General features: G+C 43.5%; 11 protein-coding genes. 8 read left to right on the top strand and 3 right to left on the bottom strand.

Translation table 11 applies throughout. From position 1 onward, the window contains the following. Nucleotides 1-12: 12 nt before the first annotated feature. Nucleotides 13-381: an STAS/SEC14 domain-containing protein gene (locus GXO74_00790; protein NOZ60195.1), complete on the bottom strand. Its 369-nt coding sequence runs from the start codon at nucleotides 379-381 to the stop codon at nucleotides 13-15. 653 nt (nucleotides 382-1,034) lie between these two features. On the opposite strand from GXO74_00790, the gene GXO74_00795 reads away from it, so the two are divergent. The 4 genes from GXO74_00795 (at nucleotide 1,035) to GXO74_00810 (ending at nucleotide 8,073) form a co-directional block, all read left to right on the top strand. Beyond that, nucleotides 1,035-2,717 carry a hypothetical protein gene (locus tag GXO74_00795; GenBank protein ID NOZ60196.1) on the top strand — a complete coding sequence of 561 codons (1,683 nt, stop codon included), beginning with the start codon at nucleotides 1,035-1,037 and terminating at the stop codon, nucleotides 2,715-2,717. Nucleotides 2,718-2,826: 109 nt separating this feature from the next. Further along, nucleotides 2,827-3,900 carry a PD-(D/E)XK nuclease family protein gene (locus GXO74_00800; protein ID NOZ60197.1) on the top strand — a complete coding sequence of 358 codons (1,074 nt, stop codon included), beginning with the start codon at nucleotides 2,827-2,829 and terminating at the stop codon, nucleotides 3,898-3,900. A gap of 227 nt (nucleotides 3,901-4,127) precedes the next feature. Continuing rightward, nucleotides 4,128-7,505, top strand: a complete 3,378-nt coding sequence (locus GXO74_00805; GenBank protein ID NOZ60198.1) for a UvrD-helicase domain-containing protein — start codon at nucleotides 4,128-4,130, stop codon at nucleotides 7,503-7,505. Between the two features lie 157 nt (nucleotides 7,506-7,662). Then, nucleotides 7,663-8,073, top strand: coding sequence for a hypothetical protein (locus tag GXO74_00810; protein ID NOZ60199.1), 411 nt, complete (start codon nucleotides 7,663-7,665; stop codon nucleotides 8,071-8,073). 85 nt (nucleotides 8,074-8,158) lie between these two features. Here GXO74_00810 and GXO74_00815 read toward each other — a convergent pair whose 3' ends face one another. Together GXO74_00815 and GXO74_00820 are read right to left on the bottom strand one after the other, a co-directional pair. Continuing rightward, nucleotides 8,159-8,533 carry a DUF2752 domain-containing protein gene (locus GXO74_00815; GenBank protein ID NOZ60200.1) on the bottom strand — a complete coding sequence of 125 codons (375 nt, stop codon included), beginning with the start codon at nucleotides 8,531-8,533 and terminating at the stop codon, nucleotides 8,159-8,161. 62 nt (nucleotides 8,534-8,595) lie between these two features. Next, entirely contained in the window at nucleotides 8,596-9,525 is a 930-nt protein-coding gene (locus GXO74_00820) for a hypothetical protein (protein ID NOZ60201.1), read from the bottom strand. 319 nt (nucleotides 9,526-9,844) lie between these two features. On the opposite strand from GXO74_00820, the gene dcd reads away from it, so the two are divergent. The 4 genes from dcd to GXO74_00840 form a co-directional block, all read left to right on the top strand. Then, nucleotides 9,845-10,387 (top strand): dCTP deaminase, encoded by a 543-nt coding sequence (gene dcd, locus GXO74_00825; GenBank protein NOZ60202.1) that lies wholly within the window; start codon nucleotides 9,845-9,847, stop codon nucleotides 10,385-10,387. A 75-nt stretch (nucleotides 10,388-10,462) separates the two neighbouring features. After that, entirely contained in the window at nucleotides 10,463-11,140 is a 678-nt protein-coding gene (gene ccsA / locus GXO74_00830; protein ID NOZ60203.1) for a cytochrome c biogenesis protein CcsA, read from the top strand. Between the two features lie 67 nt (nucleotides 11,141-11,207). Next, entirely contained in the window at nucleotides 11,208-11,354 is a 147-nt protein-coding gene (locus GXO74_00835; protein ID NOZ60204.1) for a CcmD family protein, read from the top strand. Nucleotides 11,355-11,449: 95 nt separating this feature from the next. Then, nucleotides 11,450-12,785, top strand: a 1,336-nt coding sequence (locus GXO74_00840) for an MATE family efflux transporter (protein NOZ60205.1), incomplete at its 3' end; no start/stop codon positions are given.

A 12,785-nucleotide genomic window follows, 5' to 3' on the forward strand; every position in this document is an offset into this window, starting at 1 on the left:
GTCGTCCTGATCTTACACTTCGGATTTTTTTATAAGCCATTTCCTGGCTTCTTCTTTTTTAAAGAAAACGGCGATTTGGGCGCAGCGGTTCAGCGCTACAGTCTCGCCAAATTTGTTGTATATTTCAGGATTTGTTACAATCGCTGTCTTGAATGGGAAAGGTAACACTTTCGCAAAATACTCTCCGGAAAAGAATCGAGTCATTTCAGTGTCAGGTTGCGAAAGTCCGCGCGCGTCGAGAAAAAGTAATGTTAGACCATGCTTGTCCGCCTCATCGCGCATTAATTCAAATAATTTTTTCGCATTCTCTGTTGTCCATTGACCGCTGACTTTCACACTGAGATAATCTGGTTTTTCAAAGTAATGAATTTCGATTTTCATAAATTGTTCTCTTGCGGAATAATTTCGTCATTAGAAAGAAAATTTTATTGTTTAGCGGCTATTCTATCGTTTACCCGTCTTGCGGATTCCATAATTTTCAACTGGAATAATTGTAACTGTGTAAAAAATTCTTGCTTTTTGCTGCCTATTAAACCAGCTTTTTTAATGAAACACCTCTATTTTTAATGCTATAAATGCATATTATCGTTATTTGTCTATAAAACATCATTTGCTTCCGTATGTTACCATAATAAATTTTTTGAGTCAATCTGGATTTGGTAAATATAAAATTTAATTTAATTCTTACAAATGCAATTATTGTTCCATAATTGTCTTCATCATAAAATTGTGAGTTGCCTAGCGGACTTGGTGTGTTTGCAGCTTTGTATGAGGAGGAATTTGAGTTGAAAAATTTAAGGTCGCGAACGGCGAATGCAAAAAATGCTTGATAATGTTTTAAAAAACCTGTCCACTAAAAGCCTGATAATTGAGGAAAGAGACACCGGCAAGATCAAGTTACATTGTTGCATTTAGAATTCGAATTCACCCTATCAATTTTCCTTTACATTTTCCCTGAAAATTTGTATATTATTTCCGCATTCATTTTTCTTGGCCTGTCAAATTTTGCTACTGAATCTCAAACGAGTTTGCCAATGAAAAACATCGACTTCTACTTCTGCAATTTTAGCGAAAATATTATCGAGAAAGTTCTGGCAGACGAACCTGCGGAAAATTCGCTGTTTGTTTTTCCCACGGAGAGCAGCAAGGCGCTTGCCATGCGGCAATTTCAGGGTAAATGGGAATTTACGGAGACGCAGTTTCTGACGATTGAAGAATTGAAAGAGCTGGCGTTTTTGACGGACAAACCGCTGCTCAAAGAGGAAAAACGCACGCTGGCATTTTTTGCCGCGCTTTCGGACGAAGATCGGCAGCATTTTCGCGCGGGAAATTATTTTCAGTCAATCGAGTTGGCGGGACATTTTTTCGAGCTGTGGGAGGAATTTAACGAAGAAATGGTGTCGACGGAGCGACCTCCGGAGAGATTTTCCGATGATGAGAATTTTCTTCTCTGGCAGCGGGAGACTTACCAGCGGCTGCTCAAAATTCGCGAGCAATATCGCCAATCCATCGCGGCGAAAAATTTTTCCGATGTCATTTTCATTTACAATCCGCGCCATTTTTCGCCGTCGGCTTTTGAGGAGTTTCAGCGGATCGTTTTTGTCAATCAGTTTTATTACACAGAACTGGAAAAATTCACGCTGCGAAAATTTGCCGCCGCCGGGAAAGAAGTTCGGCTCTATTACCAGTTGCCCGAAGAAGTCGTGGATAAAAATACGCTTTCGGTGCGCCATTTTGAAATCGATGAAATTGGCTCTGTCCGTACGGAGCAGATTCGTCTCTTTGAAACGCCCAATCATTTTTCCATGCTGCTCAAATTTTTCGAAATTGCCCAAAGCTCCGGCATCAATCATGTTGTGGATGTGGGATTTCATGACAGACCTTACGCTCGTTTTCTTTCCGCAGAAAAATTTCGCCTGTTATCGCAGACTCGCTTCACCGAGACAACGATTTACCGCCTGTTGCAAACGCTCTCGGAAATTGTCAACAGCCTGATTTTTGATGCGGAACGCCAGAATTTTCTTTTGCCGGTTCAGTCGATTCTCACTGCCGCGCTCAATGAGGAAACTTTTCGTTTTGTCATGAATTTTGGCGAGGCTAAATTTTCCCGGGATAAAATTTTAAGTGAAATTTACGATTTGATCAATGATGATTTTCGTCACGTGGATTTTCAGGGAAGATTTTTTCGCGTCAGGGAGAGGAAAAACGCCAGAGATTTCATCGCGCCATTGCTGCGAATTCTGGAACATCTGATCAAAATCAAAAATATCGACGGTTTGGTTCGCTGGATAAATCATCCGCAATACGGCATTGATCCGGAAAAAATGTGTTCCGATTTCGAGCTTCGATACACGGATCTTCGCGAGATATTTTTTCAGACTCTCGGCGATTTTGTTTCCATCGAACAGGTGTTTTTTGATGATGACTGGGCACAATTTTTCGGAGATGCGAATCGCGGAAAGAGCCTTGCTGTTGCGGCCGGGGTGTTGCGTTTGTTTGTTGATTACCTGAAGGCAAAGCGCATTTCTTTCAATCCGCAGGCGGCCGATAGTTTGATTTCGGTTTCCAATCTGGAGGATACGCGAAACATCGGTTATTCGCAAGTCGCAGTGTGGAATGTTTCCGAGGATGTGATTCCGGCGCCGCAAGACGCCGTTTCTGTTCACGGAAAATCAGCGCCGTCGGCTTGGTCTCAAAACCTACGAAGAAATTCGTGAGCGGGAACGCTACTATTTTTTACGGCTCATTTTCAACTCGCAGCGGGTGTATCTTTTTTCTCTGAAAAATATTGATCAGAACGTAGACGTGAGTTCTTTTGCGGAGGAATTGAAAACTCACCGCCCCGATCTGTGCTCGAAAATTGTGGAAATTGAAGATAAATTTTACAGCGACGTTTATCGGCTTCTTTTGCCCCAGGCCAAAGTTGCGGGACCGAAAAATGGTGTGAATAAGTATTTCTTTCGCCTGCCTTTGAAAAAAGAAAAAGATTTTCCCGATGGAATTCTCGAATTGACATACTACGACTTCGCCGAGTTGACGAATAATCTGTTCGTCTTTTTTCTAAAAATCCTCGCCGGAATTGATGAGCCGCCCAGAAAGATTGAGGAAGATTTTTCGGCAAAATTTTTAGGGAATTTTGCCCATGATGCGCTCAATCGTGTGTGGCGAAAAATAATCGATGAGCAAGGAGCCTTAGCTTCGGGATACGATTTTTCTCTGTTGAATCGGGAGAAAGTGGAAAGCGCGATTCGCGAAGTGAGAAATTCGGAAGCCAATTACTACAAATTTCCGCAAAACTATGTCCGCGTTTATTTTGATGAGATTTTGCGTGAAATTTTTGTGCAACAATTTCTTTGGTTTTTTCAGCAAATGGACGCGATGTTCAAAGGAAAAAATATTCAAGTTTTTCCGGAGAAAGATTACAGTACTCCCGAAGAAAGAAAAGCGAAAACACTGATCGGAAACGACGACGGAGAAGTGCGCATCAAAGGTCGGGGAGATTTGCGTGTTGAAGATCAGACTTTGTCACCCGTGCACTTTCACATTTTCGATTACAAAACAGGGAAAAGCAAGAATTTAGCGCAATTGCTTTTTTACGAATTGTTTTATTATCTGCTGGAAGAAAAAGCAGCACCGGAAAATGTGCATTCATATTTTTTTCATGTCATGGAAGGCGAACTCAAGAGTCTGAAAGATTTGCTGGGCAGAAAATCCAAGCAGGAAAGAATTGATGCAATCAAAAATGCTATTATTGAAGCCATTCAAGTAATTCAGACTGAAGGATTTTCTTTGCCGCAGCAAAAAACGAGATTGGGCGAGATGGAGTCGATTACGCGAGGGGATTTGTTTTTGAAAGAAAAAGCGAAAGCAAAGAATAGCACGCGGATTCACGCGAATTAGGCGGATCACGCCAGAGGCGGATGCGGCTTCGGCGCATTTACACGGATTAAAAAATACTTTGATTAATACTGCTTAGTCAGGTTGCTTTTTTACATCCCCCCTGGCCCCCTTCAAAGGGGGAATCGAGTAAGTCCCCCTTTGAAGACGAAGATGCGCCTCTGGCGCAGGGGATTTAGGGGGATGTTTGAGCGGATGAATACTATAAAAAATTATCAAAAGGGATTTTCATGCAGGGAATCGAGAAAAAAATCATTCGCGCCAGCGCGGGAACCGGCAAAACTTACCGTCTGTCGCTGGAATACATCGGGCTTTTGTTGAAATATCAAAGCGCAGGACTTGATTTCAGCGAAATTTTGGTGATTACTTTCACGAGAAAAGCGACGGCGGAAATTCGTCAGCGTATTTTTGACCATCTGGCAGAGATCGTTTCTGACGCCAATGGCAAGCGGAACGAACTGGAAGAAAATTTGAAAGCAGTGACAGGAATTTCTGTCAGCGATAAGGAGAGAGAAGCCCTGCAGCAAATTTACCGGCGAATGATCGCCAACAAAAATCAGGTGCAGATCAGTACCATTGACTCGTTCACAAATCAGATTTTCAAAACTGTCATCGGTCCCTATCTGGGAATAATGGATTACAACATCGTCTCCCAGAATGACGATGCTGTGCTGGCGGAAATTTATCAAACCATGCTCACGCCGGAAAATTTGGAGTTGTTGGAAAAGTTCTACTTTCGCACCGGAAAGCGTCAAATCAGCAATTTCAAAAATCTTGTCAATTCTCTCATCGACCGACGTTGGATTTTTGATTTGATGGATGAAAGTCAAAAGGAAGAAGAACCGGCATTTTCCGTCGATGATTATTACCGGAAATTTCGCGAAAATTTCGATGAAGTGCTGGACCGATTGCAGGCCTATATCGATTCAGATGAGAAAAAGAGCAGACAGTCGGCAAAAGATTTGCTCAATAAAAGTTTTTACGAGAAATTTTTCCAAGCGGCCGCAGAAGTTTCCGGAACAGAAATCACTGAAAAAATCAAAAGCAAATTAGAAGATAAAAAATTTTTGCTTGAAAATTATTCTGCCATTTTATCCGACCCGCATAAAATTAACTTCTGGAACGGCTCAAGAATTTATCGAAAAAAAGCTGATGCCCCGGAGAAAGAAACCCAATTCTCCCAATTGGGACAAGCCCTGCGTTATTTCGCCGATTGGGTTTTTGCTCAACTGGGTGCACGCGAAGCAAATGAAATCAGGGAGATCGCCCGCAGAATTTTGGCGCGCTACGACGAAATCAAATTCCGTGAAAAGAAATTCACTTACAATGACATTTCCTATTACACTTTCAAATATCTTTACGATCCGTCGCTCTCGCTAATCGAGGATGGCGCTGTTTCTAATCAGTTCTTCGAATATTTGACCGGCAAAATTCGTTTCATTTTGATCGACGAATTTCAGGATACCAGCGTGATTCAGTACAAAATTTTGTATCCCATGATTCGCGAAGTGATTAGCGGCAGCGGCGTCAAAGATTACGGAGGCGTGATCGTTGTCGGCGATGAGAAGCAATCAATTTATGGCTGGCGCGGCGGCGAGAGGGATTTGCTGCTGAATCTCGACAAAGCGCTGCACGGTGCGGAATCGTCGAAGTTGACCAAATCTTATCGCAGCGAGCGCCAAATCATCGCTTTTGTGAACATGCTTTTTGGCGACGAAAATTTGCACGCGCAACTCCGGCGCTTCGGGATTGACTGGCAGTACGAGCAGATATCAGACAACAAAAACGAAACGCGAGGTTTTGTCAGCGCGCGATTTGCAAATGTGTCACGCAGCGATAATGGCAGCGATGCAACAACGCTGAAGATGCAGGCGCAACGAAAATTTTTATTAGAAACGATTTACCCGCTGATCGAAGCGGGAGATTTGTCATTATCCGGCACTGCGATATTGGCGAGAAAGAATCAGGACCTAATTTTTGCCGCTGCTGTGCTCAATGAATTGGGCGTGCCGTACATGTCTGAAAGTTCGCTTTCTGTGGTGCGCCATTCTGCAATCAAACCGCTGTTTTATTTTTATCGCTTTTGTGTTTTTCGCGATTTTTATGATTTGCTCTCTTTTTTGCGCTCCGATTACGCGCTCATGCCGGCGGGTGAGTTGAGAGAATTCATCGATATTTTTCGCAGCATGGCGAAGCTGAATTTAGCGCGCTGTTTGGAATTAGCGAAACATCTTCCCACGATTGGTTTTTTTCAGAAATTGTTGACCGACATCGGCTATCTGAAAGAGGGCAAATTCATAAATTCCGGCGACGCGGGAAATGGGATACTCGCGCTCACAAAAAAATTGCTCGAACATTACAGCGTCATTCGAATTTTCAGTCAGGAAAATGATTTGAAAAACATTCATTTATTTTTGGAAATTATCGCCCTGTTTGAAAATGACCGCCAGAGCTACACTCAGGATTTGCGCGGCTTTTTGCAATTCTGCGAAGACCTGGAAAGCGATGATTCCTTCAAGCAGGCAGGGTTAGAAACGGTCGATGCCATCCGCCTGTTGACCATTCACAAAGCCAAGGGGCTGGAATTTGACAATGTGATTTTGCTCTGGAATTTGAGCGGCAGGGGCAGCAATACTCACGGCACGATTCAATTTTACCCGCAATACAATTCGGGTTACAAAAGTCTGGAAAAATTTTCCCTGACTTATAATTTTGACAAAGTGCTGCCATTTTCGAGTCAGAAAGAGCTGTTCGAAGCGGCGCAAATTCGCCAAGCGATCGAGGTGATGAATTTATTTTACGTCGCCATGACGCGCGCTAAAGCGAATTTGTTTTTGTTCTTTACTTTTCAAAATAAAGATGGGTTGGAAAAATTCTTCGACAAACTTGATTCTACTGAAAATCCGCGCATCGATGGTTTGCTGGCGAAATATTTGCATGAAATTTTACCTGAAAAAAGCGCTGGCAGAGAAAATGAGTCCACAGACTGCAGCGGCGAAATTGGTGAATTGTACGACGAAAAAAAATCAGCCGAGCGGAAAACAACGCCCGAAAAAGATTTTTCTTGGGTGACGAAGTATTTGACATTCGAGCAATTTGCGAATCTCGTTCCCGTCACCGACGAAACGACTCGCATGTCCAGAGCTGATTTGATTCGCAGATTTGTGCACGATCGGTCCGCGGTAAAGGGCGACGTGGCGCATTATTATTTGTCATTCATTAAATTTGATTCGCCAGAGGCGCGTAGTTTTGCGCGCAAGCGCGCCTTGATGAAATACGGGAGTTTATTGCCAGCGCGGGAAATTGAGCATATTTTGCAGCGAACGAATGAATTTATTGACAAAAACAAATTTTATTTTTCCCGGGAAAATTGGGATCTCGTGTTCACCGAATGGACAATTTCCCCCCCCACAGAAGGTCAGCTTCGCCTCGACCGCATGATGGTCAATCAAGTGAAAAAACAGATGATGATTCTGGATTACAAAACCGGCGAAGTTTGGCACGAAGAGCAGATCGAAGTTTACAAGAAAGCGGTGGAAGAATTACCCGCGGTGAAAAATCAGGGCTATCGCGTGGAGACGAAATACGTCAAAATCGATTTGGCGTGATTCCTTTTGCCTCGAAGACTCAAAGGCTCGAAGCCCCGCACCGCCCATTTTTTCAGGTGTTTTGATTTGGGGGCATTATAATAACTTGGTGCCCTTATGCTTTGGTGGTGAAAAAAATTATTAAATTTTGAATAAAATAAATCGAGAAAGGGCTGATATGAAAATTTACTTTTGCGGTTCCATTGCCGGAGGCAGAAAATTCGTCGATAACTACAAACAGCTCGTTGACTATCTGAAAAAAAGTGGTCACGTTGTCTTGTCTGACCATATTGTACGGGATGATATTTTTGATTTTGAGAAGAAATTTTCTCCCGAAGAAATTTACACACGTGATATCGAGATGCTGGAAGAGGCGGAGACTGTGATCGCTGAAGTCTCCAATCCGTCGCTGGGAGTGGGCTATGAAATTTGCTATGCCGAGAAGCTCGGATTGCCAGTTTTGTGCCTTTATCAAGCGGGCTTATTTGTGAGCCGCATGATCACAGGCAATACGGCAGAAAATGTGCAGATTGAAACTTATCGGGATTGGGAAGAATTGAAAAAAATAGTTGATAAATTTCTTGGTTAGGCAGATGTGCTTCACCTAAAAAGTGGGGTACATCCGGAAAATGAGACATGTAAAAAATGTAAGCCACCTCGGAGGTGGGGCACAATTAATTCAAATCTCTGACAATATTAATCATCCAGGCAATAATCCAAATTACAATTAATCCCCCAAAAACCCATTTTTTCTGTCTTGGAGAAAAAGAAATTGCCGGCTTTTTACCGCTTACGCCGGCAAAAGTATTCCAAATGAAAACTAAGATTAACCCCAGTACAACAATCCAGCCGGCGCCGTGAAATTTTATTGAATCAGCAAAATGAAAGTGCGCCGCAGCCTGAAGCGAGCGGCTCATTCCGCAGGTCGGGCAGCTCACTCCGGTAAATTGGTGAAATCGACAAACGGTCAGCGGATGCGCGTTGGGATTCCAGAAGTAGAGTCCGAGCAAAAAGATTGTGACTGACAGGGCGATCAAGAGACGCAACAATCTTTCCCGCCCGCTCAACGGACGATTTTTTTTAAAGAATTTTGAAAAACCATTCCGCATTTTTATTCGTTTTCCGAAACAACGACTTCTTCAGCCGAGAACAATTTGAATTCGGGGCTGAATTGTTCCAGAAAAGCCACGCTGAAACTGCGAAATGTAAACGAAATGGGCAGCGTGACCACGGAACTCACGTAGGGAATGATCAACAAAAGAAAACCAAGACAACAGGTAAAAAAGCCAACCAGCACAATGGCAACGACAACAATAATATAAAGGAAAAATTTCAGAATGCCGTAGAGAATAAAATAAAACCAGTGTTGCGAAAAAACGGGCAAAAACTCACGCCAGGCATCTGTGGCTGAAATGCGATTTTTATACATAATGGGCACAATAAAATCCGTGAGAAACATGGCGATGTACAAAATTGCAAAAATAATCAGTAGTACTGATAGCGCCATCAGAAATATGAAACCGATGTTCGGAAAAATATTTTCCGAATGAGCGCCAATGACGATAAAAATTAAGACTGCAATCCACAAAATAATCGTCAGAGCACTGACAATGCCAAAAATCAGCCGCCAAACAAATAGCGAATTTCCTTCATTTCTGAATTCATACCAGGGCTGCGTCACCAGAGCGCGATTGCGGATGACATTATCCAGAAACATAAATTTTCCTCGCGAAGAAAGCCATGTGAGCAAAACAAGAATAGCGATGGCAAGGATGATTCCGGCAATGATGAGCGTAACGATTCCCGGATGTTTCTGAGACCATTCTTTCACAAGGTCGGGGATGGCAGAGATGCCTTCAAAATCTTGAAGGTGACCGCCTTTCCAGCGTCCCGTACCTGAAGCGCCCGGTCCTTCGAGAAGATCGGCCAGAAATGCGGAGAAACCGAGGACAAACCAGTTGCCAATATCGAATGGCTTGAATAGCGCTTTTACCATGTAATTCCATGCTCGAGACAGCGGCTCAAAAAACTGGATTTGCATTGCGTCTCCTGCTAGTTTGATGATTTTATTTTTAAAATTGGTTGTATCGCTATACGAAAATTTTGCTGGAAAAGTTGCCTTTTTTATTGTCGGCATAGAATCATTTTATTAAATATAGGACGAAATTTTGCCAAAGTCAATAAAAAACATGCAAAATAGTTCACTGAAAATTTCCCGGCGACAAAAGTTGGATCAATTTGCAGTTTGTGAAAAAATTCAGCCGGGGAATTACTTGAAAGATAAATTTTCTGAAACTAATTGAAAGGGCAAGTCGTTAAAATTCTTAATTCATTCTGCAAAAATTTAATTAGGATTGATGATGATATTATCTGACAAAACGCTTCGCGAATGGATTTCAACCGGAAAATTGGTCGTTGAGCCATTGGATGATATTCAAATTCAGCCGGCTTCGATCGACTTGCGGCTGGGAACCCACTATTTGAAAGTTGCCGAACATCGCAGCACCACGCTGGATTTGGTGAATAAGCCGGAATACGAAGAAATTGTCGCTGAGGAAGTAGTGATTCCGCCGCACGCATTTTTGCTGGCGACGACGCGGGAATATGTCAAATTACCGGATGATTTGACGGCTTTCGTCGAGGGAAGAAGTTCCATCGGCAGACTCGGTTTATTCATTCAAAACGCCGGCTGGGTGGATCCCGGTTTTGAAGGAGAAATTACCATCGAACTGTACAATGCGAACAGCTTGCCGATTAAATTGAAATCCGGCGTGAGAATTTGCCAGTTGGTTTTAGCAAAATTAGATCAGAGCGCGGCAAACCCATATCACGGCAAATATCAGGGACAACGCAATGCAACCGGCAGCCGCGTTCGCGAAGATCAGGATATTCGTAATTCGTAAGTGTACCCCACCTTCTCGCTGGAGTACACCTGTGTGTAACATTAATAAAATCATCAGATTAACAAGGACAAAATCATGGACAAGAAAAATGTCTTTTGGACAATCGCCTTAGTGCTCATTGCAATCAGTATCGTTGCCATTGTTTATTACGCTCCTGAAGAAAGGACAATGGGGATTGTCCAGAAAATTTTCTACTTTCATGTCTCATCTGCCTGGATCGGTTTTATGGCGTTTGGCATTGTTTTCGTCATGAGCATACTTTTTCTCTGGAAAAAGAATATTGAGTTTGACCTCTGGGCGTCCAGCGCCGCGGAAATCGGCGTAGTTTTTACGTCGTTAGTTCTACTTACAGGACCCTTCTGGGCAAAACCGGTCTGGAATACGTGGTGGACCTGGGACCCGCGCCTGACGACGACGCTGATTCTGTGGCTGATTTATCTCGGCTATTTGCTATTGCGGCAGACGATTGACTCCCAGGAAAAAGCGGCGAGGATCTCCGCGGTGTTCGGCATTATCGGTTTTTTGGACGTGCCGGTCGTTTACATGTCCATTCGCTGGTGGCGTACCTTGCATCCGGCACACGTGATGATCATGGGCGGAAAAAATTCCGGTTTGAATCCAAAAATTTTTCAGACGCTCATGCTGAGTCTCGTGGCGTTCACGTTTTTATTTGTGACGATTTTGCTGTTGCGCGTAGGATTGGAAAAAGCAAAGTTGCAACTTGATCAATTGAAAAAGCAACTTCAGTACTAAAGTTCAAATTTTTCAAATTCAATGAAATATCTCCAAATGATATTCATGAAAACTGAAAGGCATAATCATGGGAAAAATGTTTTATCTTGTCTCCGCTTACATTGTTCTGTGGGCGGTGCTATTTGGTTACATTCTCAATCTTCTGAAGAAACAGAAAGTTCTGTCTCGTGAATTGGAAAATCTGAAAAAGCAATTCTCTCAAAAAGACAGTTGATTTGAATTTACAAATATTTTTATTGTGACAATCTTATCGAAAAATAACCCTGGCCGACCAGGGTTATTTTTCATTAAACCGGAAAGGTACAATTTATGAAAGTAAAGCAGCGTCTGCAGCGCATGGAATCACAGAAAATGCTGCCTTTGATTCTGTCATTTTCCTTGCCTTCAATTATTTCCATGACCGCGATGGCGTTGTACAATGTCGTGGACACAATTTTTGTGGGCAGACTGGGAACAAATGCCATCGCCGGGTTGACGCTGATTATGCCGTTGCAGATGTTCATACTTGCTTTCGGCCTGTTACTCGGCGTCGGCGCCGCGTCCTACATTGCCAGAAGTCTCGGGGCGAAACAGTACGAAAAAGCCAATCACGTTTTTTCCAGTACCGTATTCATGGGACTGGTTGTAGGCATTTTCATTTTGACGGTCGCGGTTATTTATCTTGAGCCCTTGCTGCGATTCATCGGCAGAAACAGCGAAGCCACGCCTCAGGCAATGGATTACGGTCTCATTATCATGTTTGGTATTCCGATTTTTCTTTTCAACATGATGCTGAGCCAGATTGCCCGCGCCGAAGGAAATCCCAATATTGCCATGAATTCTCAACTCGCCGGAACAATTCTCAACATCATTCTCGATCCGATTTTTATTTTCGGGTTAAAATTGGGAATCAAAGGCGCTGCGATTGCCACAATTTTATCCGGATTTATCGCTTTGACGGTGATCGCGGGGTATTTTATCGGACCTAATAGCCACTTGAAATTCAGCATAAAAAATATCATTCCCAGAAAAGACGAGTTAATCGAAATCGGGAAGGCCGGCGTGCCTTCTTTCACCCGCCACATTGCCGCCAGCTTCGTCGCCATGCTGACGAACGGTCTGCTCGCTGGCTACGGGGCGTTTGCGCTGGCAATCATGGGAATCAACAACCGCTTCGTGATGATGTTTTTCATGCCCATGATCGGTACGGGGCAGGGATTTATGCCCATCGCCGGCTACAATTTCGGCGCGAAAAATTTCCAGCGCGTCAAAGAAGCGTTCTGGAAAGCGACGATGTTAGTGTCCCTTTTTTGTTTGACGGGCTGGGTGCTGGTAGAATTGTTCCCCGAAACATGTATTCGAATTTTCAGCCAGGATCCCACGGTCATCAGTCAGGGAAAATCCTCGCTGCGATTGATCAATGCCATGCTGCCGCTGGTGGGATTTCAAATCATCGGCTCCACGCTGTACCAGGCCATCGGCAACGGTCTCGCCGGATTTGTGCTTTCCATTGCCAGACAGGTGATTGCGTTCTTGCCGATCGTAATTGTGTTCAATTATTTATTTGGTTTATCGGGAATTTTTCTCGCGGTTCCGGCTGCGGATTTGTTTGCCGCCGGGCTTACGGCGTTGTGGTTGAGGTACACGTTTGGGCAGTTTAGCCAAT

The organism is Calditrichota bacterium (assembly GCA_013152715.1).
Taxonomy (GTDB): Bacteria; Zhuqueibacterota; Zhuqueibacteria; order Thermofontimicrobiales; family Thermofontimicrobiaceae; genus 4484-87.